23 protein-coding genes are annotated in these 19,868 nt (G+C 68.4%); 12 read left to right on the top strand and 11 right to left on the bottom strand.

The genetic code is table 11. The annotated features are described in order from the left end of the window. The first annotated feature begins 43 nt into the window (after nucleotides 1-43). Nucleotides 44-1,072 carry a TerC family protein gene (locus MKK84_RS28225; protein WP_243925345.1) on the top strand — a complete coding sequence of 343 codons (1,029 nt, stop codon included), beginning with the start codon at nucleotides 44-46 and terminating at the stop codon, nucleotides 1,070-1,072. A gap of 62 nt (nucleotides 1,073-1,134) precedes the next feature. Here the strand turns inward: MKK84_RS28225 and MKK84_RS28220 are convergent, their stop codons facing one another. The 4 genes from MKK84_RS28220 to MKK84_RS28205 form a co-directional block, all read right to left on the bottom strand. Further along, complete coding sequence (locus MKK84_RS28220; protein WP_243925344.1) at nucleotides 1,135-1,887, bottom strand: N-acetylmuramoyl-L-alanine amidase; 753 nt, start codon at nucleotides 1,885-1,887, stop codon at nucleotides 1,135-1,137. 219 nt (nucleotides 1,888-2,106) lie between these two features. Continuing rightward, nucleotides 2,107-2,280 (bottom strand): hypothetical protein, encoded by a 174-nt coding sequence (locus MKK84_RS28215; RefSeq protein WP_243925343.1) that lies wholly within the window; start codon nucleotides 2,278-2,280, stop codon nucleotides 2,107-2,109. A gap of 170 nt (nucleotides 2,281-2,450) precedes the next feature. Further along, nucleotides 2,451-3,191, bottom strand: coding sequence for a TerB family tellurite resistance protein (locus MKK84_RS28210; protein ID WP_243925342.1), 741 nt, complete (start codon nucleotides 3,189-3,191; stop codon nucleotides 2,451-2,453). A gap of 151 nt (nucleotides 3,192-3,342) precedes the next feature. Further along, the gene (locus tag MKK84_RS28205; RefSeq protein WP_007560631.1) at nucleotides 3,343-3,612 is read right to left on the bottom strand and encodes a hypothetical protein; all 270 of its coding nucleotides are present in this window, start codon (nucleotides 3,610-3,612) and stop codon (nucleotides 3,343-3,345) included. A gap of 222 nt (nucleotides 3,613-3,834) precedes the next feature. Between MKK84_RS28205 and MKK84_RS28200 the strand changes: the two genes are divergently transcribed. Together MKK84_RS28200 and MKK84_RS28195 are read left to right on the top strand one after the other, a co-directional pair. After that, complete coding sequence (locus tag MKK84_RS28200) at nucleotides 3,835-4,461, top strand: urease accessory protein UreE (RefSeq protein ID WP_243925341.1); 627 nt, start codon at nucleotides 3,835-3,837, stop codon at nucleotides 4,459-4,461. 364 nt (nucleotides 4,462-4,825) lie between these two features. Next, nucleotides 4,826-5,629, top strand: a complete 804-nt coding sequence (locus MKK84_RS28195) for an outer membrane protein (RefSeq protein ID WP_243925340.1) — start codon at nucleotides 4,826-4,828, stop codon at nucleotides 5,627-5,629. A gap of 154 nt (nucleotides 5,630-5,783) precedes the next feature. On the opposite strand, the gene MKK84_RS28190 is transcribed toward MKK84_RS28195, so the two are convergent. Beyond that, the gene (locus MKK84_RS28190; RefSeq protein WP_243925339.1) at nucleotides 5,784-5,996 is read right to left on the bottom strand and encodes a hypothetical protein; all 213 of its coding nucleotides are present in this window, start codon (nucleotides 5,994-5,996) and stop codon (nucleotides 5,784-5,786) included. A gap of 477 nt (nucleotides 5,997-6,473) precedes the next feature. Here MKK84_RS28190 and MKK84_RS28185 point away from each other — a divergent pair, with 477 nt between their 5' ends. From MKK84_RS28185 to MKK84_RS28165, 4 genes are all read left to right on the top strand, one after another. After that, nucleotides 6,474-7,349, top strand: coding sequence for an SDR family oxidoreductase (locus MKK84_RS28185; protein WP_243925338.1), 876 nt, complete (start codon nucleotides 6,474-6,476; stop codon nucleotides 7,347-7,349). 251 nt (nucleotides 7,350-7,600) lie between these two features. Further along, nucleotides 7,601-7,948: a phage portal protein gene (locus MKK84_RS28175; protein ID WP_243925337.1), complete on the top strand. Its 348-nt coding sequence runs from the start codon at nucleotides 7,601-7,603 to the stop codon at nucleotides 7,946-7,948. A 15-nt stretch (nucleotides 7,949-7,963) separates the two neighbouring features. Next, a complete protein-coding gene (locus tag MKK84_RS28170) occupies nucleotides 7,964-8,194 on the top strand; it encodes a phage portal protein (RefSeq protein ID WP_243925336.1) in 231 nt (76 codons plus the stop codon). 61 nt (nucleotides 8,195-8,255) lie between these two features. Continuing rightward, the gene (locus MKK84_RS28165; RefSeq protein WP_243925335.1) at nucleotides 8,256-8,624 is read left to right on the top strand and encodes a hypothetical protein; all 369 of its coding nucleotides are present in this window, start codon (nucleotides 8,256-8,258) and stop codon (nucleotides 8,622-8,624) included. 332 nt (nucleotides 8,625-8,956) lie between these two features. Here the strand turns inward: MKK84_RS28165 and MKK84_RS28160 are convergent, their stop codons facing one another. After that, entirely contained in the window at nucleotides 8,957-9,160 is a 204-nt protein-coding gene (locus MKK84_RS28160; protein WP_243925354.1) for a hypothetical protein, read from the bottom strand. Between the two features lie 196 nt (nucleotides 9,161-9,356). Between MKK84_RS28160 and MKK84_RS28155 the strand changes: the two genes are divergently transcribed. From MKK84_RS28155 to MKK84_RS28145, 3 genes are all read left to right on the top strand, one after another. After that, nucleotides 9,357-9,809 (top strand): LexA family protein, encoded by a 453-nt coding sequence (locus tag MKK84_RS28155; RefSeq protein ID WP_243925334.1) that lies wholly within the window; start codon nucleotides 9,357-9,359, stop codon nucleotides 9,807-9,809. Then, nucleotides 9,806-11,134, top strand: a complete 1,329-nt coding sequence (locus MKK84_RS28150; RefSeq protein WP_243925333.1) for a Y-family DNA polymerase — start codon at nucleotides 9,806-9,808, stop codon at nucleotides 11,132-11,134. Before MKK84_RS28155 ends, MKK84_RS28150 begins: the two co-directional genes overlap by 4 nt. 1,055 nt (nucleotides 11,135-12,189) lie before the next feature. Then, nucleotides 12,190-14,130: a PAS domain-containing protein gene (locus tag MKK84_RS28145; RefSeq protein ID WP_243925352.1), complete on the top strand. Its 1,941-nt coding sequence runs from the start codon at nucleotides 12,190-12,192 to the stop codon at nucleotides 14,128-14,130. A gap of 140 nt (nucleotides 14,131-14,270) precedes the next feature. On the opposite strand, the gene MKK84_RS35755 is transcribed toward MKK84_RS28145, so the two are convergent. Beyond that, nucleotides 14,271-14,627 (bottom strand): tyrosine-type recombinase/integrase, encoded by a 357-nt coding sequence (locus tag MKK84_RS35755; protein WP_409566554.1) that lies wholly within the window; start codon nucleotides 14,625-14,627, stop codon nucleotides 14,271-14,273. Further along, entirely contained in the window at nucleotides 14,624-15,349 is a 726-nt protein-coding gene (locus MKK84_RS28140; protein WP_313899374.1) for a hypothetical protein, read from the bottom strand. The genes MKK84_RS35755 and MKK84_RS28140 overlap by 4 nt, the downstream gene beginning before the upstream one ends. Nucleotides 15,350-15,471: 122 nt before the next feature. Between MKK84_RS28140 and dusA the strand changes: the two genes are divergently transcribed. Next, nucleotides 15,472-16,491 carry a tRNA dihydrouridine(20/20a) synthase DusA gene (gene dusA / locus MKK84_RS28135; RefSeq protein ID WP_409566553.1) on the top strand — a complete coding sequence of 340 codons (1,020 nt, stop codon included), beginning with the start codon at nucleotides 15,472-15,474 and terminating at the stop codon, nucleotides 16,489-16,491. 10 nt (nucleotides 16,492-16,501) lie between these two features. Here the strand turns inward: dusA and MKK84_RS28130 are convergent, their stop codons facing one another. The 3 genes from MKK84_RS28130 to cobS are packed head-to-tail and all read right to left on the bottom strand — an operon-like array spanning nucleotide 16,502 to nucleotide 18,281. Beyond that, complete coding sequence (locus MKK84_RS28130) at nucleotides 16,502-17,194, bottom strand: TIGR02281 family clan AA aspartic protease (RefSeq protein WP_243925331.1); 693 nt, start codon at nucleotides 17,192-17,194, stop codon at nucleotides 16,502-16,504. Then, a complete protein-coding gene (locus MKK84_RS28125; RefSeq protein WP_243925330.1) occupies nucleotides 17,191-17,403 on the bottom strand; it encodes a DUF1289 domain-containing protein in 213 nt (70 codons plus the stop codon). The genes MKK84_RS28130 and MKK84_RS28125 overlap by 4 nt, the downstream gene beginning before the upstream one ends. A gap of 53 nt (nucleotides 17,404-17,456) precedes the next feature. Then, a complete protein-coding gene (gene cobS / locus MKK84_RS28120) occupies nucleotides 17,457-18,281 on the bottom strand; it encodes an adenosylcobinamide-GDP ribazoletransferase (RefSeq protein ID WP_243925329.1) in 825 nt (274 codons plus the stop codon). A 105-nt stretch (nucleotides 18,282-18,386) separates the two neighbouring features. On the opposite strand from cobS, the gene cobT reads away from it, so the two are divergent. After that, nucleotides 18,387-19,418 (top strand): nicotinate-nucleotide--dimethylbenzimidazole phosphoribosyltransferase, encoded by a 1,032-nt coding sequence (gene cobT, locus MKK84_RS28115; RefSeq protein ID WP_243925328.1) that lies wholly within the window; start codon nucleotides 18,387-18,389, stop codon nucleotides 19,416-19,418. Nucleotides 19,419-19,868 lie beyond the last annotated feature (450 nt).

The following is a 19,868-nucleotide window of genomic DNA, read 5'->3' as shown; positions in this document are numbered from 1 at the left end:
GGAGCCGATGCTTTCCTTTCGGAAACAGCATCAGGTCCCGCTTATGATGGACGTTCTCACCGTCGAATGGCTCGGCAAGCCGTTGTGGATGTGGCTCGGGTTCCACGTCCTGATCGCGTGCCTGCTCGCCTTCGATCTGGGTCTCCTGCACCGGGACAAGGAGCACGAGATCGGCGTCCGGGAGAGCCTTCTGCTCACAGGCTTCTACCTGGCCCTCGGTCTCGCCTTCGGCGGCTGGATCTGGTGGTATCTCGGGCCCCAGGCTGGCGAGGAATACGTCACCGGCCTCGTGGTCGAGAAGTCGCTGTCGATGGACAACGTCTTCGTCATCGCGATGATCCTCACGGCACTCGGCATCCCCCGTGCCGCCCAGCATCGTGTCCTGCTGTGGGGCATCCTGGCGGCGGTGCTGTTGCGCGGCCTGATGATCGGGCTCGGCGCCGCCCTGGTGCATCAGGTGCACTGGGTGCTCTCGCTGTTCGCCGCCTTCCTAATCTATGCCGGCCTGAAGATCCTGTTCTCGGGCGCTGAGGAGGAGGGCGACTTCCAGAACAGTGCCGTGGTGCGCTGGTTCAAGAAGACCTTCCGAGTCACGCCGACCCTGCACGGCCAGCGCTTCGCGATCCGCAAGACCGACCCGAAGACCGGCAAGGTCGCCCTGTGGTTCACGCCGCTGGCGCTGGCGCTTGTGCTGGTCAACGGCGCCGACGTGATCTTCGCGGTCGACAGCGTGCCGGCGATCTTCGCGATCACCACCGACACCTTCGTGGTCTACACCTCCAACATCTTCGCGATCTTGGGCCTGCGCGCTCTCTACTTCGCGCTCGCCGCGATGGTGGACCGCTTCGCCTATCTCAAGACGGCGCTGGCCTTCATCCTGATCTTCATCGGCACCAAGATCGTGGTCGCCGACACGTTCGGGCTCATTACGGTGCAGCCGTGGGTCTCGTTGGTGGTGACGCTCACCTTCCTGGCAGCTGGCGTCGCCTACAGCCTATGGCGGACCCGGACCGACACGCCGAAGGCGGTGACGGGCCCGGCACCACGAGAGGCGAACGCTCACCGGGCCTGACATCAGGTTTCGAGAGGACCAAGTCCTTTCGCGGGTCCAGGGCATAGCCCTGGCTCTGAGCCTTACGTCGGCAAGGCCGCGATGAGATCGCGCAGGGTGGTGATGGTCGAGGCGTCGGCCACGCCGTCCACCCGCGCCTGCCGGAAATGGCGCTGGAACGCAGTGACCACAGCCCGGGTGCGCGCGTCGAACAGGCCGGTGACCGGCAGATCGTAGCCATAGAGGGCGAACATCGCCTGCAGGGCCTCGACGGGTTGGCCGACATCGCCCTGGGCGAAAAAGCGGCCGTCCCGCAGGGTGGCGGGTGGCACGTGATGGCCGATCCCCGCCGCCGCGATCCGGCCCCAGGGGAAGGTCTCGCCAGGATCCTCCTTGCGCTCGGGCGCCACGTCGGAATGGGCGAGCACCCGCTCCGGCGGCATCGGCCAGCGGCCCAGGATGTCCTGCGCCAGCGCGATCACGGCATCGATCTGCACCTCCGGGTAGGGGGGCAGCCCACCGGCATGGCCGGGATGGACGATCTCGATACCGAAAGAACGGGAGTTGATGTCGGTCTCCCCCTTCCACGTGCCTGCACCCGCGTGCCAGGCCCGGCGCGCCTCCGGCACCAGCTGGACAGTGCCGCCATCCTCGAACACGAGGTAATGGGCCGAGACCTCGCTCAGCGGGTCGCGCAACCGCGCCAGGGCGGCGGCCCCGCTCTCCATGCCGGTGTAGTGCAGGATCAGCATGTCGGGACGGCTGCCTCGGCGCTCACCGTGGTTCGGCGAAGGGGCGACGCGGCGGGCGAGGGGGCTGTCTGGGGTCAGCGTCATGGCGCGCTTGTGCCACGGTTCACGCCGGGAGGCACTGGACCGTCCGGCCCTTGATGGTGATCCGGACGGCGCCCCTGATCGGAGCTGCCGGATGGCCAGCCCGGAGCAGAATGCGGCATGCTCGGTGGATCCGACGCCGGCGCGTCCACCCCGCGACCCCACGGCGATTGAAGGGATTCCCAGCCGGTGCAAGCGAGCCCGGCCGGCCCCAGTGGGGACCTAACCTTCGCCCGGCTCTGGACGATCCACGTTCTGCTCCGGCTCGTCGCAAGTGAAGCCATCCAGCCAATCGGCACTTTGCTGAGAGCCGACCACATACGGATTGTCACGGGACAATTGACCGGCCTTCTTGGCCGCCATGCCCTCTTGCCACTGAGCAGAATGTGTTGCCATGAATCCTCTCCCGGTTCATCAAGACGCGGCGGATCAATGCGCTACACTTGCTTTGGTTCATCGCGCCAAGTCGCGTCACCGTCGATGCGCCCGGGCAGAAGGCCGCACACGAACCCATCATCGCGTTGAAGGCCAGTTACGCGGATCCGGCCGCCCGGGACGGCCGACGCTCACCGCAGACCGCGCTCCTCCACGATCCGATCGTAGGCGGCGTTGATTGCCGCAAGCCGCCGCGTGGCGATCGCCACGGCCTCCGTGGGCAGGCCGCGGGCGAGCGCCCGGTCGGGATGATGCTCGGCCACGAGTGCCCGATGGCGGGCCTTCAGGATGGCATCGTCAGCGTCCCGGTCGAGGCCGAGGACGGCGTAGGGATCGTCGGGCAGCCGCACGTGCCGGGCGGCGATGCGCCGGAACGCGGCCTCGTCGAAGCCGAAGATACTGGATACAGCGCGGAGGTAGCGCTCCTCAGCCTCGTGGAGCGCCCCATCGGCACCCGCGATCTGGAACAGGCCGTCGAGCACGTCCTCGAGCAGGGCCGGCTCGTCGCCGAAGGTCGTGGCGAGCTGGCGCGCATAGGCCTCGAAGCCGTTCGTGGTCTTCTTCGCCAGATCGAACAGACGCTCGACGCCCGCACGTGCGGCGGGCTCCACCTGCACGACCCGGCCGAAGGCTTCGACCTCGGAGGGCAGCACAACGCCGTCGGACTTGGCCATCTTGGCGGCCAAAGCCACGAGGCCGGTGGTGAACACCACGTCGCGCGGGGTCCGGCCGAAGGGCGCGCCGACTCGGTCCAGCAGAAAATGGCCCGCGACACCCCCGACCAGCGCCCCGAGGGGGCCACCGATCGCGAGGCCCAGGCCGGCCCCGCCGATCTTACCCCAGACGCCATGAGATTCGGCCGCCGACGTCATAGGCGACCCGGCTCAGGGGCGAATCGTCGACGCGGTGCGGTCATCGTGGGCGGCGTAGGTCCGGCACCGGGATGCCCCGGCTCAGCGCCGGAATAAACGCTCCTCAGGCCGTGCGGAAGGGCCGGGCCATAATAGCCCGGCCCGCTTTGGCTCAGCGGCAGTAGATGTTGCCGTAGGCGTCGCGGTAGGTGCCGTAGGGGCAGCGCGGCGCGGTCGAAGCGCCCACAATGGCGCCACCGGCACCGCCAATCGCCGCGCCGGCGAGCGCACCGCCCGCGCGACCCGTCGCGGCCGCGCCGATGGCCGCGCCGGTGAGCGCACCGAGACCGGCGCCGCCGAGCGCCCGGTCCTCGGGGGTGTTGCAGGCGCCGAGCGACAGGGCGGCGATGGTGGCGAGGGCGGCGGCAGTGAGCTTCTTCATGGTCCCCAGAACTCCCTTGTGCATCCGGTCTGTGCAGCCGGTCCGGCCAATGGCCGTGATCGTGGCGGATCGCCCCGAGCTTAGCAGCAATGCAATCGCGACCCTACGGCTAAGGTTCCATCGGCGTGCGACCGGAGTTGCGCCCGGTTCCCGTCTCGCCCTATGCCTCGCGCCTCAGACGGCACCCTGACTGGGGGCCGCGGCACCATGTCGGAGGGTCCCATGCCCACAGCCACCACGATCGTCCGCCGGGCCGCGGTGCGCGCCGACCGCGTCGCCGACACCGTGAGCCTCGACCATGCAGGCCGGTCCGCGCTGCCCGAGACACTGGTGGCCGAGGGCGGGCTCGATTTCACGGTGGCTCTCACCAAGGCCGCGGACCTCGACGACGGCGATGCGCTGCGCCTCGACGACGGCCGCCTCGTTGCGGTGCGGGCCGCCGCGCAGGATCTGCTCGAGGTGCGCGCCGAGAATCCGGCCCGGCTGATGCGCCTCGCCTGGCAGCTCGGCAGCAGCCACGTGCCCGCCGAGATCACCGCTGACGCGCTCTACGTCCCGGCGACCGCCGCCGCGGCTGAGCTGGTGCGGGGCCAGGGTTGCCTCGCCAGCCCGGTCTCGCGGCCGTTCCGACCCGAGCGCACGGCCCACGATCACAGCACCTGTGGTCACGATCACAGCCATGACCATCACGGGCACGATCATGGTCATGACCACCACGACCATGATCATCACGGCCACGCCCACGAAACCCACGATCATGCGCATGAACACGACCATCACGGTCACACGCATGACCACGGGCACGACCACGGCCACGTTCATGGCCCAGGCTGCGGACACGACCATTAGAGACGGGCCGCCCGCGCGGACGAGGCGGCGGCGCGGGGCCGTCGCGGCGAAGCCTGTAGCCGGGAACGGCGCCCGATCGTGCCCCGCCATTGCCCCGCGGGACGGACGAGCCGCCGCGTAAGCGGCAGGTCCCGCCCGCATATCGAAGACGTTATTGTAAATCGACGTCCAGCTTACGGGACACAAAAATCGCTGTCCGATGCATGAATGTCGGACTTTAACTCAAGAAAAATGGCTACATATCAAAATATTGCGCAGATATTTGTTGAATATGCTATGAAATGGACTGTTGCAGTTCAATCACAGCGTCAAAGACGGCCCATTGTTACATCCGCTTCAGGGTCTTCATCCTGGAACGGTTCATATGAACAAGCTCATTGTCTCCGCGGCAGCCTTCGCAACCTTGACGGCTGCAGCCTCGGCTGCCGATCTGCCCCGCCGCGCGCTCCCGCCTGCGCCGATCCCCGTGCCGGTGTTCACCTGGACGGGCACGTATTTCGGCGTCAACGCTGGATACATCACGACGACCCAGGATACGGTGCGGACAGCGGGCGTCTTCCCGGGCAACGATGGTGTCCACATCGGGAACCGTCCGGCCGCCCTCCCGCTGCCGCAGGACGGTTTCACCGGCGGTGGGCAGCTCGGCTACAATTATCAGTTCACCCCCGGCTCGGGCTTCGTGGTCGGCGTCGAGACCGACGCAAGCTATACGGACCTGAACCGCACCCGCCGCGTCGTCGGCCAGTTCGGCGGCATCAGCACCTATCGGCAGACGGGCGACCTCCTGGGCACGGTGCGCGGCCGCGTCGGCTACGCCTTCGATCGTGTCCTGGTCTACGGAACCGGCGGCTTCGCCTACGCGTCCGTCAAGGACCGGGCCGCCTTCCAGACGCCTGCGGGCGAGCCGACCTTCTTCGGCGGCCGTTCGCGCGTCGATACCGGCTACGCGGCCGGCGGCGGCATCGAATACGCCCTGCCGAGCGACTCCTTCGTGAACGTCTTCCACTCCAACGCCGTCACGGTGAAGGCCGAGGCGCTGTACTACAACCTCGGCAACAGCACGGTTCTGCTGCCGGCAATCAAGCGCGGCCAGGGCGCCTACGTCACGCGCTTCCAGAACGAGGGCGTGCTCGGTCGCGTGGGGCTGAACTACAAGTTCGGCAGCTGAGCCGCGTCGCGCCGGAGCGAATATCGAGCCGGGCTTCGTACGGCGATCCTGCAGTAGCCCGCGCCTGGGCCGTCCAGCGCCGATCCGATCGAACGTCCCAGGACTCCGCGCCCGGGACGTTTCGCGTTCGTGGATCCAGGCCGGAGGCGGCGGCTCAAAGGCGCTTCGGCACGGGTCGCCGGCAGTACGCGCGCGCCTCCTCCGGCGCGAGGCCGTCCTGCACCGAGACGCACTGGTCGAGCGTCAGTCCGATGCTGGTCGCGTAGGTCTCGTTCGGCGACAGCGCGTCGCGGGCGAGGTTGGCCAAATAGATCAGGAAGGCGGCGACCGCGAGCAGCACGGCCACGAGCAGGGCGCGGTTCAGCATCACGGCCGATCGTCATCGCCGGGCCACGATCCGAAGCGGCCGGTCACGGGAAACTGGCAAACAGAAGCGCCAGCGCGAGCAGCGCAAGCCCCGCGCCGATCAGGACGCCCGCGATCCCGTCGGATCCGCGCCGCTCCGGGCGGCCGATCCGCATCACCGGTCACGATCCGTGGCAGCACGCCGCAGCGCGCTCAATGCAGCAACCCCCAGAGTCCGGTGGCCAGACCGAAGGTGAGCGAGAGCATCGCGGCCCCGAGCAGGACACGGTCGATCAGGCGGGCCGCACGATCCTCGGGCTGGAACTCGATCATCGTGGCGCCTCCTCGGTGCCAAGACTGGGGGGCGCCTGTTGCTGACCTGTGTCGACATGCACGCCCTGCACACCCACCGCGACATCGGCGGATCGGGCGCGGCGACGCGGTTCGGAACACCCCCTGTCGCCATCCGGTTGGACCAGCATTCAACCGGAGACGATACGTGACTACGGACCCACTCCAAAAATATCCTAGCCCGCCCTTCCCGGCGCAGCCGCAGAGCTTCCCCGGCAAGACCGGCCGCATGGAGCCTGAGCCCGATCACGGCGAGCAGAGCTACAAAGGCTCAGGCAAGCTCACCGGGCGCGCGGCGCTGATCACCGGCGGCGACAGCGGCATCGGCCGTGCGGTCGCGATCGCGTTCGCCCGGGAGGGGGCGGATGTCGCGATCTCCTACCTGCCGGAGGAGCAGGCGGATGCAGAGGCGGTGAGCCAGTGGATCGAGAAGGCGGGCCGGCGTGCGCTGCTGTTGCCCGGCGATCTCAAGGACCCCGCCTATGGGCGCCAGATCGTCGCCCGCACCGTGGAAGTGTTCGGACGCCTGGACGTGCTGGTCAATAACGGCGCGTTCCAGCAGCCAAACCAGGATCTCGACGCGATTGAGGACAATATCTTCGAGGATCATTTCCGCACGAACGTGTTCGGGCCGTTCTACGTGACCAAGGCGGCACTCCCCCACATGAAGCCCGGCGCCTCGGTGATCTTCACCTCCTCGGTCAACTCGAAGCACCCGATGCCGACGCTGATGGCGTACAGCGCCACCAAGGGCGCCCTGAGCAACATGGTGCTGAGCCTCGCGCAGTTGCTGGCCAAAAAGGGCGTACGCGTGAACGGCGTGCTGCCGGGGCCGATCTGGACCCCGTTCATCCCGTCCGGGATGAGCCAGGATGCCGTGACGTCGTTCGGCAGCCAAGTGCCGTTCGGCCGCCCCGGCCAGCCGGCCGAGCTCGCCTCGGCCTACGTGATGCTGGCCTCGGACGAGAGCAGCTACACCTCGGGCGCGCTCATCACGGTTGCGGGGGCGATGCCGGTTCTGTGATACCGCCGGCCGGCGGGATCCCAATGGGGCATGCGGCCCTTTCGAAACTCTCGCTTCCAGACAGCTGCGGGTCACGTGTGACCCGCAGCTGTCTGTCGGTGGCCTCCGGCGGTCTGGCCGGCCAGTCCCTTCGACTCAGCAGCTACCACGGCGAGACTGCGGTCCGTTTCGCCCACTCGCGCCGCCTCGATGGTGGCGTTAGAGCGCGAAGGCGATGATCGGCTGCGACGACGGCCGACGGATCACGCCCCGTGGATCGGATCCTCAGTCGTCGCCTGGGCGAGGGCGCCGGGCGCGTCGAGTGCCGCCTCGCGCTTCTTGATCAAGGCCGCAGCCGCGGCATGTCGATCGAAGGTCCGGGCATCGCGGTGAACGACGCCGTCCCTTTTGATGACGCTCTGGGCGTGATACCGCACCCCGTCGTCCCGTTGTTCCGCGTCCGCTCGACGATGGTCCCCATCGCGAGACCCGGCGCGCTGGCCTACGATTATGCCGACCCGCTCGGCTTCCGCGCGCTCGGCGAGGCCGACGTGTTCCACCTCCGGGCCTTCGGCAGCGACGGGTTGCGCGGGCTGTCGCCGCTCAAATTCGCCCGCTAGACGGTCTCGGCGGCTTTGGCGGCCGACGAGGTGTCCAACAAGCTGTTCGCCAACGGCGTGCGCCCGAGCGGCGTGCTGCAGATGGACCAGGTGCTCAAGCCCGATCAGCGCAAGGACCTGCGCGAGAACGTGATCGCGCCGCTCGCCGGCTCCGGCTACCCCCCTCAGGAGCCGACAGGCTCTAGGTTGCATCGGATGCCGCCGCCCGTAGCCGCATCCCCGGACCCTTGCCGTTCTCGTCGATGACGATGACGGCGGCGACTTGCGGGTGACGCCGCGTTAACCAGGCGCGCCTACCGCAGCGGCCATGTCAGACCTCCCGCCTGCCGTCGCCTCCTGGCGCGACCAGATCGAGCGCTTGTCCGAACACGCCTCGCCCTGCCGGTATCTCGCTCCGGTGAAATGGGCGGCGATCCGGGCGAACGCGCTGGCCTTCATCGATCGGTTCGGAGCCGAGGCGCATCGGCTCGGCTGGACCACGCCCGAGCTGTTCGGCGTGCATCCGCAGAACGGAACCCTGCGTGTCGATTCCTACGGTGCGCTCATGCTCAGCACCGGCGCAGCCCAGGCGGTCCATGCCGACCGCGTGTCGTTCGCCCAGACCTCGGGCTACCGGTTCCTCAAGGGGCAGACGCCGGGTATCCCGGTCTGGGAGTTCGCATCAATAAGCCGGTGACAGCCTCCAGCCGCCGGGATTGAACTCTCCAGCTGATGCAATCATAATCACCCAGTGAGTAATTTCTGGGCTTAACGATCTACAACAGGGCCGGCTTTGTACGAAACGTAACAGTCCAGAAGAGGCGAGCCGGAGATGGGCTCATCGGATAAACCGAAAGCGCCACATTCCAGGGGCCAAAGCAACGCAACGCGCTTGCTTCGTGTCATCTCCGAAACGCTTGAGAAGCCGGAGAGCGCTTTTTTCGAACACAATACCGAGCCCAATGATCAAACTGAAGTTTTTGAGCTCATTGATATCTATAACAACCTCACGCTCCCGTCCGACCGTCGTTATTTGATGGCTGTTGCGCGAAAGCTCAGGACAGACAAATAGTCGCCCACCTTCAGCGCCGCCGCGCCTGGCATCCGGTTGGCGAGGTTCTCCGCCTTCTTCAGCGCACCGCTCCCCGTCTGCGCCGGCTCCTGCCGGGCGGGCCGCAGCCGCGTCCGGTGCAGCTCGAACGGCTGCACAACGAACGCCGTCTTCATCGCCATCGCCGACCCTTCCTCTCCACAGTTTGATCCGGTTCTCCACCGACCGGATTTTCGGTTTAACGCCCAGTTATGGCTTGCGTTTTCAGTCCGAGTTCACACCGGTCCACCGACGCCGCAGAAACATTCCCTGCGCGGATTGAACCGCCACCACAGGTGATGTTTGTTCTGCTTCCGTTCTAGCACAACGGAGCGCCGCGTGCACCTCAACCGGATCGACGAACTGCTGATCCACAGCCCCGACGCCGTCCGCGTGCCCCTGATCGGCCAAGCCCTCTGCGCCGGCTTTCCGTCCCCCGCCGACGACTTCCTGGAGGGCGCCCTCGAACTGCCGCGCTGGCTCGTGCCGAACCCGCCCGCCACCTTCCTGTGGCGCATCTCCTGCACGTCGATGGAGGGCGCCGGCATCCACGACCGCGACCTCGCCTGCGTCGATCGCAGCCTCAAACCCGCCCACGGCAGCATCGTCGTGGCGGCGATCGACGGCCAGATGTCCTGCAAGCGCCTCGTGATCGCGGGCAACGTCGCCCGGCTCGCCTTCTGCAACCCGGATCTGCCGGCCTTCGCGGTCGAGGAACTCGGCGAGGGCGTGATCTGGGGCGTGGTCCGCTTCTCGATCCGCTGGCACGTCGCCCGCGGGCAGATGTCGTGAGCACGCCCGCGTCTCGCCGGCACGACCGGATCGGCGGGGGCCGCGCCGTCGCGCTGATCGACGGCAACAGCTTCTACTGCTCGTGCGAGCGCGTGTTCGACCCGAAGCTCGCGGCCGTGCCAGTGATCGTGCTCTCGAACAACGACGGCTGCGCCATCGCCCGCACCAGCGAGGCCAAGGCGCTCGGCATCAAGATGGGCGACCCGTACTTCAAGATCCGCGCGATGTGCCGGGCGCAGGGCGTGCGGGTGTTCTCGTCGAACTACACGCTCTACGGTGACATGTCGGGGCGCACCAACGCGGTCTACCGCCAGTTCGCGCCCCAGGTGGAGATCTACTCCATCGACGAGAGCTTTTTGAACCTCACCGACGTGGCGCCCGCGCTCCGGGTCGAGCTGGCCCGGGACCTGCGCGCCACGGTGCGGGCCTGGACCGGCATCCCGACCTGCGTCGGCATCGGCCCGACCAAGACACTGGCCAAGCTCGCCAACCACATCGCCAAGACGGTGCCGGAGCTGGACGGCGTGTGCGACCTGACCGATCCGGAGGCCTATGCGCACTGGCTGTGCCGGATCGCGGTGGCCGAGGTCTGGGGCATCGGCCGGGCCTCTCTGGCGAAGCTGGAGGCGATGGGCGTCGAGAGCGTGGCGGACCTGCGCGACCTCGACCCGCGGCCGGTGCGCCAGGGCCTCACCGTGGCCGGCGAGCGGATCATCCACGAGCTGCGCGGGCTGGCCTGCCTGCCGCTGGAGCTGGTGCCGGCCCGGCGCAAGGGCTGCGCGGTGACCCGCTCGTTCTCCGGCCGGATCGAGGACCGCGCCACCCTGGAGGAGGCGGTGGCCGCCCACGCGACGCGGCTCGGCGAGAAGCTGCGGCGGGAGGGGCTGGGCACCGACCACGTCACGATCTTCTACCACACGAGCGAGCACGACCGGGGCGCGCCGATGCGCTCGGTCTCGACGACGGTGAGCCTGCCCGAGCACAGCTCGGACACGCTGGCGCTGATCAAGGCGGCGCGGCACGGGGTGGCGACGACCTGGCGCGAGCCGGGGGAGCGTCCATGGCGGTACTCGAAGGCCGGCATCGTCACGAACGACCTCGTGCCGCTCTCGCACAGCCCGCGGGCGCTGATCGGCGCATTGGACCGGGCGCGATCCGGGCCGCTGATGGCGGCGATGGACGCGTGCAACACGCGCTGGGGCCGGGGCGCCGTGGTGCCGGCGCGGGCGGGGCTGGTGAGCCGGCGGGACTGGAACACGAAGTTCGAGATGCGGACCCCGCGGTACACCACGCAGGTGGGCGAGCTGCCAGTGGCGCACGCCTAGGCGCGCATCACCCGTTCCGACGACCGCTTCGGTTGAAGCGGCACGCCTCCGACGCCGGCCACGCCACGATGTCGGGGGAAACTGTGCGGTTTTGCCCCAAGTCGTCGGCAATCCGCCAAAGCGCTTCAGGACCTATCTCAATCCGCAAGCCAATGTGCTCACCGGTTGGATCCTTGGCAGGCCGCGCGTCAACGGCGGATGCCTTCTGAGCCGACACCGACAGCAGCTGCGGATTCACTGTCCTGCGAGGCGATACCAATGCGCTTTCTTCCTGCCGGAGTGCTCGCTCTCGTCGTGATGGCAACGCCTGTTTTCGCGTTGGACGCAGGAGACACGATGCAAGCTTGGGCCGGGGCATCGACCGCCGACAAAGACAATCTCCTGCGCAAGCTGGGTGCATCGAGCGGTGTGGATGCTGCCCGGAATCGTGTGCGCTCCTGCCTCGACGACACCTCAAGGACGACCGGCCACTCGAGCTTGCCGATCTCAGAGGTCGCAAAGGCCTGCTCCGAACAGGTGGAGCGCGAAAACATATAGTTCCGTCAAAGCGAGAATACCTGCCCGGCTTTCAGGGTCGTCACCTTTTATTGGCGGCAAGACGGCAATCGCCGACCTGATGCGAAACCGGTGACCGGAGGCGTGCGAGGCGCTCAATCGCTCAGCGATGACGACCGCTTTGGGTGGATTTCCGCCGGTCCGCTTCCAAGCGGCGGAGACATCAGAGCGGACCTCGCGGTTCCGCCCGCTCGGAACCTGCGCAGAGCTGCCCTGCCATCATCCAGACCGCATTCGGTGGAGCCTCAGCGATGCAGCTGCCCGTATCCTCACGAAATCGTGCGGCGCCATACTGCGGGCGCTTGCTTCGCTCTCGTCGCCAGCAGCCACACGTGTCGAAACGAGGATGGCTCATGGGCATGCAACTGTAAGTAAAACCGATCAAGTCATTGTCATTTACATTGCGTAAGTGAATTGTTTCTAGACATTTGGCAATCAAACGAAGAACTCCCCGTAGGAAACAGCGCGTGCCACTCTTCGACGCCGATCTCCGCGCTCTCATGGCAGCGCTCGACAGGTCGCGTGCGCGGATCGAGTTCACGCCGGATGGAACGGTCAAAACAGCGAACGCCAACTTCCTCACGCTCATGGGCTACACGCTAGCTGAGGTCGAAGGTCGGCATCATACCCTGTTCGTGCCTGCCGCTGAGCGTGAGAGCCAGGGATACCGACTGTTCTGGGACGCCCTGCGCCGGGGCGAACCGCAGACCCGTGAGTTCAAGCGGATCGCGAAGAACGGGCAATCCGTCTGGATCCAAGCCACTTACAACCCCGTGCTGGATCGGGCGGGGCATGTGACGCGGGTCGTCAAGCTCGCCTCGGATGTCACCGCACAGGTGCTGCGCAACATCGACCATGATGGTCAGCTCGCCGCCCTTCACCAATCCCAAGCCGTCATCGAATTCGCGCTCGACGGGACCATCCTGGCCGCCAACGCGAACTTCCTCGCGGCGGTCGGCTATCGCTTGGACGAGGTCCAGGGCCACCACCACAGCCTGTTCGTCGATCCCGCGGATCATGGCAGCGCCGCGTACCGCAGCTTCTGGGACCGCCTGGGACGCGGTGAGTTCGCTACGGGAGAGTTCCGGCGTATCGCCAAGGGCGGGCGCGAGATCTGGATCCAGGCCACCTACAACCCGATCCGCGACCGCGACGGCGTGCCGACCAAGGTGGTGAAGTTCGCGACCGACATCACCGCCGAGAAGCTCCGGAACGCGGATGCGACGGGCCAGCTCGCCGCCGTCAATCGATCGCAGGCCGTCATCGAGTTCGCGCCGGATGCCACCGTACTGAGCGCGAACGAGAACTTCCTGAAGACCGTTGGGTACCGTCTTGAGGAGGTTCGCGGGCGGCCGCACGCGATGTTCGTTGATCCCGGCTATGCGCAATCACCAGAGTATGCGGCGTTCTGGGATCGCCTGCGCGGCGGCCAGTTCTCCGCCGGCATGTACCAGCGGGTCGGCAAGGGTGGCCGGTCGATCTGGATCCAGGCCAGCTACAATCCGATCTTCGATCCGGTCGGCCGCCTGACCAAGATCGTAAAGTACGCCACCGACGTGACCGCCAACATGCAGGCGCGTTCCGTGGCTGTCGACGCGGCGGAACACGCCCTGGACCACGTGCACGCGATCACCGGCTCCGCCGAGACGATGAACGCCGCCGCGGTCGAGATCTCCCGCAGCATGGCTCAGTCGAAAGAGGTGGTGGATGACATCCGTGGCCGCGCGGATCGAGCTGACGCGGCGACGGAGCGGTTGAAGGCCGCCGCCGGGGCCATGGGCGACGTCGCCTCGATGATCGCGCGGATCGCGCAGCAGATCAATCTGCTGGCCCTGAACGCCACGATCGAGGCCGCGCGGGCGGGTGCGGCGGGCAAGGGGTTTGCCGTGGTCGCGACGGAGGTGAAGGAACTGGCCGGGCAGGCCGCCGCTGCCACGACGCGGATCGGCACTGAAGTCGTGGGAATGCAGGCCATCTCGGCCGAGGTTGCGGACACGCTCGCTTCGATCACGACGTCGATCGGCACGATCAGCTCGCATGTCGAGGGCGTCAGCGGGTCGATGGATGAGCAATCGCGCATGACCGGGGATATCTTGGCCAGCATGCACCGCGCGGCGACCAGCGTTTCGAGCATCAGCACGAGCTTGGACGACTGGACGGTCGGCATGGAGGAGCGGCGCTCTGAACGGCGGCCTCGCGTACTCCTCCCGGCACATATTCTCCTCCCCGGGGGCGACCGTATCTCCTGCTCGATCCGTGACCTGACGGAGGGCGGCGCACGTCTGCACGTCGCGTCGTCGATGACTGTACCGCAGAAATTCGCCCTGATCGTCGACGCCGATGGCCGCCGCTTCCAGTGCGAAACGCGACATAGCGCTGGCCCAGCGGTCCATGTCCAGTTCGCGTCATCAAGCTCGGCGCAGATCAGAAGGGTCGCGTGATCGCGAACGCTTCTCATCGATCCAGTTTCAGCGGTCGATGAAACAGAAATCGTGGCTTCCCGCTCAAGCTGCCGGAACGGCCGCTCTGAAGAAGCACCCAAAGCGATCCAGGTGGCCGGGTTGAGTCGAAATCGGTCGCGCTAGGACTTCGTCACCACCGCGAGCCACAACCACTTCGCGAACCGGTCCCCGGTCTGCCGGATATGCGTGTAGCGCTGCAGGCTCTGCCAGGAGCGGTGCCCGCTCACCGAGGCGGCGAGCGGCACCGTCCGGCCCATCTCGAACAGGCGGGTCACGCCGCAATGCCGGAGATCGTGGAAGTGCAGATCCACGATCCCGAGGAACGCGCAGGCCCGGGTGAACGCCGCCGAGATCGCGTCGGTAGAGCAGGGGAAGATCCGCGCCTCGGTGCGCGGCATGGCCGCGATGATCGCCAGCGCCTCGGGCGGCAGCTCGCACCACACGTCGTTGCCGACCTTGTCGCCCGGGTTCTTCATGTCGCGCACCAGCACGCGGCTGTGGGGCGCGTCGAGGTCGGCCCAGGTGATGCGGACGATCTCGTCCTGGCGGCGCGTCGAGTACAGCGCGAAGGCGACGATCCGCTGCATCGGCAGCGACGACGGCCGGCGCGTCCGCACCGAACCGAACCGAAATGCTTCATCAGCCGGTCGAGCTCGTCGAGCGTCGGCAGCCGCGCGCGCCGCTTCGACTTGCCCACCAGGCCCATGCGCCGGGCGACGAAGGCGGCATCCTTCAGCACGTCCGGATCGAGCGGCCAGCCCCAGCCGCGCCGGGCGCTCGTCATGACGGCGGACAGGTGGGACAGGTAATTGCCGACCGTCGACGGATCGCGCCCCTTGCCAAGCTCGGTGATGAAGGCGGTGATCTCGGCGCGCGTCACTTCGGAGCAGGGCAGGGCAGCCAGCGGGTAGCCCTTGATGGCCTGGAGCACCTGGGCCTTGGTCCGGCCGATGCTCTTGCGCGATTCGGCGACGTAGCGGTCGATCGCCGCAGCGAGCGTCGGATCCTCGGTCTTCGGTTGATCGAGGGCGCCGGGCGCGTCGAGTTCCTTCTCCCGCTTCTTGATCCAGGCCGCGGCCGCGGGACGCCGGTCGAAGGTCCGGGTCTCGCGGTGGACCTGGCCGTCCCTTTTGACGACGATCTGGGCGTGATACCCCGTCGTCCCGTTCTTCCGCACGCGCTCGACGATGGTCCCCATCGCGCCCCCCGCGGTGGTACAGCACGGGGTCGAGCGGGTACAGCAAAGCTGTACCTTGATCAATCCGAGGCCCGATGAGGCCCGCCGAGACCCGGCGAGGTACAGCACGAGAGTGATAGCAAGTGATTGGCGGACCGGAAGAACCCAGAAATCTCAGTGGATGGCGCTTTTCCGTCGCACCGATGATGGATTGGACGGATCGCCATTGCCGTGCGTTCCATCGGACACTCTCGTCCCACGCCCGGCTCTACACTGAGATGGTGACCACCGGCGCCGTTCTGCACGGGCCACGTGAGCGCCTGCTCGGCTTCTCGGCAGTGGACCATCCGGTTGCCGTTCAGCTCGGCGGATCGGCCCCGACGGAGCTGGCGCAGGCGGCGCGGATCGCCGCGGAGTTCGGCTATGACGAGGTCAACCTCAACGTCGGATGCCCCTCGGACAGGGTGCAGGAAGGCCGCTTCGGCGCTTGCTTGATGCGTGAGCCGGCCCTGGTGGGCGACTGCGTCGCCGCCATGAAGGCGGCGGTCGCCGTGCCAGTGACGGTGAAGTGCCGGATCGGCGTCGACGATCAGGATCCCGAGGCGGCCCTCGACACCCTGGCCGACGCCGTGGTGGCGGCGGGCGTCGACGGGCTGATCGTCCACGCCCGCAAGGCTTGGCTCCAGGGTCTCTCGCCCAAGGAGAACCGGGATGTGCCGCCCCTCGATTACGGCCGGGCGGCGCGGCTGAAGCAGCGGCTTCCCCGCCTGCCGATCGCGGTCAACGGCGGCGTGCGCGATCTGGACGCCGTGCAGGCGCGCCTCGCGGAGGTCGATGGCGTGATGGTCGGACGCGCGGCCTATTCCGAGCCGGCGCTGCTGCTCGGCGTCGATCCCGAATTGTTCGGCATGCCCGCGCCGGCAGCCGATGCCTTCGCGGCGATCGAAGCGTTCGAGCCCTACGTGGCCGGGATGCTCGCCAGCGGCGAGCGCCTGCACGCGGTCACTCGGCACATGCTGGGGCTGTTTAATGGCCGGCCCGGCGCCCGGGCCTACCGGCGCCACCTCTCGACCCACGGCATGCGGCCCGACGCCGGTCTAGCCACCCTGCGGGAGGCCGTCGCGCTCGTCTCCCGGGCGGCGCCCGAGGCGCGGGCCGCCTGAGCGACGGGCCTTACGGCGGGCTCAGGATCAGGCGGTCGCCGCGGACCTCGTAGCCCGAGAGGCGTGTCAGGAAGGTCTGGCCGAGGAGATTGGCCGACAGCGCGCCGGGCTTCGCCACCATGGCGTTCACCCGCCGCTCGGTAATCGTGCCGATGCCGAGGGAGTCGAGCTGGACGGGCGCCGCATAGGTGATGCCGTTGGCGGTGGAGACGCGGGCCGTGAACTCAGAGGCCGCAGGCGTGAGGCCGAGCGCGGCGGCGTTCTCGGCGGTCAGGACGACACTGCTCGCGCCCGTGTCGAACAGGAATGGCTGCGGGCGGCCGTTGACCTCAGCTTCGACCCGGAAGTCGCCGTCGGCCCGCCGGACGATCGTGACGGCGCCGTCGGCGCGTGTGGTCGCGGTTCCTGGCCGCACCGCGCCGAGCACCTGGGAACTGATGCCCTGGATCCGGTCGCGCTCGCTGTAGCCGATCACCAGGGCGAGGCCGATCAGCGCCCAGGCCAGGAGCGCCCGCAGGTTCGCGCCGAGCTGGGCCGTGAACTGCCGCCAGAACCCGGCCACCACCAGGATCAGGATCATCCCCGTCCAGGCGAGGCTGGCGAGTTGATCGGGCCCCATCACGCCGCCGACGCTGTCGCTACCGTCACTGAAGACCAGGGCGACGAGGATCAGCGCGATCGCGCCGAGCCCGAGATAGATCATGACGGCAGTGCCCCCTCCGGCGGGACCAGGTCAGCCGCGCGCATCCGGGTCTCCAGCCCGGCCATGACGGTGCGGCGCTGGACCTCCGACATCCCGCCCCAGGCGGCGATCTCGTCGCGGGTTCGGCCACAGCCGCAGCACAGGCCGGTCGCGGCGTCGAGCACGCAGACCTTGGTGCAGGGCGAGGAGGGCTTTGGCGCGGGCGACATCGAAAAACCTTGGCGGGCAGATCGTGGCCGGGTGATGACCTTCCCCGCGCGCGTTAATTCGCCGCCGCAGCGACCAGGACGACCAGCGCGGCGATCTCGGCGACCTGCTGGCAGGCGCCGATCACGTCTCCGGTCTGGCCGCCGATCTTGGCCTGGGCCAGCCGGGTCAGGCCACAGGCCGCGAGGCCCGCGCACAGGATCATCAGCACGACGCCGCCGAACGTCAGGCCGAGGAGACACGCGGCCAGCGCCAGCGCCAGACCGAGCCCGAGGGCGGTGGCGAGGCTCGCCCGGCTCGGGCGTCCGACCGAGGCGGAGAGGCCGCCCGGACGCGCCGGCGCCAGCAGCACCATCGGCGCCAGGGCGGCGACCCGCGACAGGGCGGCGGCCAGGATCAGGGCGGTGGCGGCGGCATAGCCGGTGCGGTCGAGGAGCGTCGCCAGGGCGCCGATGCGTAGGGCGAGTGACAGGACCAGGGCCGCACCGCCATAGGCGCCGATCCGGCTATCGCGCATGATCTCCAGGCGGCGCTCCCGGGTGGCGCCGCCGCCGAAGCCGTCGGCGACGTCGGCGAGCCCGTCCTCGTGCAGCGCGCCGGTCGCCACCACCAGGGTCGCCACCGCCAGGGTGGCGGCCAGGAACGGGCCGAGCCCGATCCACCAAGCGGCGGCAAGCACCAGGGCGGCCGGCAGGGCAAGGACGAGGCCGGCGAGCGGCAGCATCCGGGGAAGGGTGGTGAAGTCGGGGGTGCGATGCGGGTCCGGCTCGCCGGGCAGTTGCGGCACCGGCAAACGCGAGTAGAAGCGCAGGCATCCGGCGAGGTCGTAGAGGGCGCCGCGCCCGGGCCAGTCGGCCTCACCGCCGGTCTGCCTGTCCATCGCGGTCACTCGCATCCGCTCGTACGGGGCGAGCAGGTCCAGTATACGCGGCTCGATCCGGCTCCGTCCCCCCGTCCGCGGGCACCCACAGGAAATCATCGGCCCATGCCCGATCCAGGCCCGTTCGACGACATCCGCAACCTGCTCAAGGCCATGCCCGGCCCCGACCAGGAGGCGCAGGAGGCGGTGGCCGCCCGGGACGCGACCCTGACCAAGCCCGCGGGCTCCCTCGGCCGGCTGGAAAACCTCGTCGCGTGGCTGGCGGCGTGGCAGGGCAAGGCGCTGCCGAGCTTCGACCGGCCGCTGGTCTGCGTCTTCGCCGGCAGCCACGGGGTGACGCGCCGGGGGGTCTCGGCCTTTCCGGACGCGGTCAACCGCCAGATGCTCGACAATTTCGCCGCCGGGGGCGCGGCGATCAACCAGATCTGCGCCGCCTACGGACTGGGCTTCAAGGTATTCGACCTTGCCCTCGACATGCCGACCGGCGACATCACGGAAGGGCCGGCCCTCGACGAGCGCGCGACGGTCGCCACCATGGCGTTCGGCATGGAGGCGGTGGCCGCAGGCACCGATTGCCTTGGCATCGGCGAGATGGGCATCGGCAACACCACGGTGGCGGCGGCCCTCTATGCGGCCCTGTTCGGCGGCGATCCGGCCCATTGGGTCGGGCACGGCACGGGCGTCGACCGGGACGGCCTCAGCCGCAAGGTCGCGGCCGTCGAGGCGGCGTTGGCGCACCATGCCGGCCATCTCGACGACCCGCTCCAGGTGCTGGCGCGCCTCGGCGGCCGGGAGATCGCCGCCATGGCGGGGGCGATCCTGGCGGCCCGGCTGCAGCGGATCCCGGTGGTGATCGACGGCTACGTGGCCACCGCAGCCGCGGCGGTGCTGCACGCCGCCGACCCCACCGCCCTCGACCATTGCCTGGCCGGCCACATCTCCGCGGAGGGCGTCCACGCGGAGGTGCTGGAGCGGCTCGGCCTCTTGCCGCTGCTGGCGCTCGGCATGCGCCTCGGCGAGGCCTCGGGGGCCGGCATGGCGATGGGCCTGCTCAAGGGCGCGCTCGCCTGCCACACCGGCATGGCGACCTTCGCGCAGGCGGGGGTTTCCGGGAAGGAGACGGCTCCTACAGGTTGATGCGTCGCGGCAGCGCCACATCCTCGAACATCCTGGTTTGAAGAGGTCGAGACTCAGCCCGTTCAAGACGTTCGGGCGGGGTACGGAGATCACACCCATAGCTCTGACCGATTGATAAGCACTGGACGCGAGAACGCGTAGCGGCAGACATGCACCATCGTCCCCACCCGCCACTGGCGCCGGGGGCATGGCCCAAGAAGCAACACGAGGGACGCGGGACGCCGCGGGGACCCAGGTGTCGGCCAAGTAACGCGCGGGATCCGGTCCCCGCGGCGCCCGCGGCATCGGCCGGGCATCGCCCCCGGCCGATGCCGTCTTTCTCGTCGCGGTGTCTCCGACGTCCCGATCCTGCGACTCCCCGTTAGCGGTCTCGGGCGGGGTGCACGCACCCCCGGAACCCGCATCGGCGCCGTGGCCTTCCAGCCGTCCCCCGCCTCGTCGTGGGCGGGT

Origin of the sequence: Methylobacterium sp. E-065 (genome assembly GCF_022829605.1) — a bacterium.
Taxonomy (GTDB): Bacteria; Pseudomonadota; Alphaproteobacteria; order Rhizobiales; family Beijerinckiaceae; genus Methylobacterium.
The sequence above is the reverse complement of the archived record's forward strand: the minus strand, read 5'-3'. Positions and strand labels throughout refer to the sequence as shown.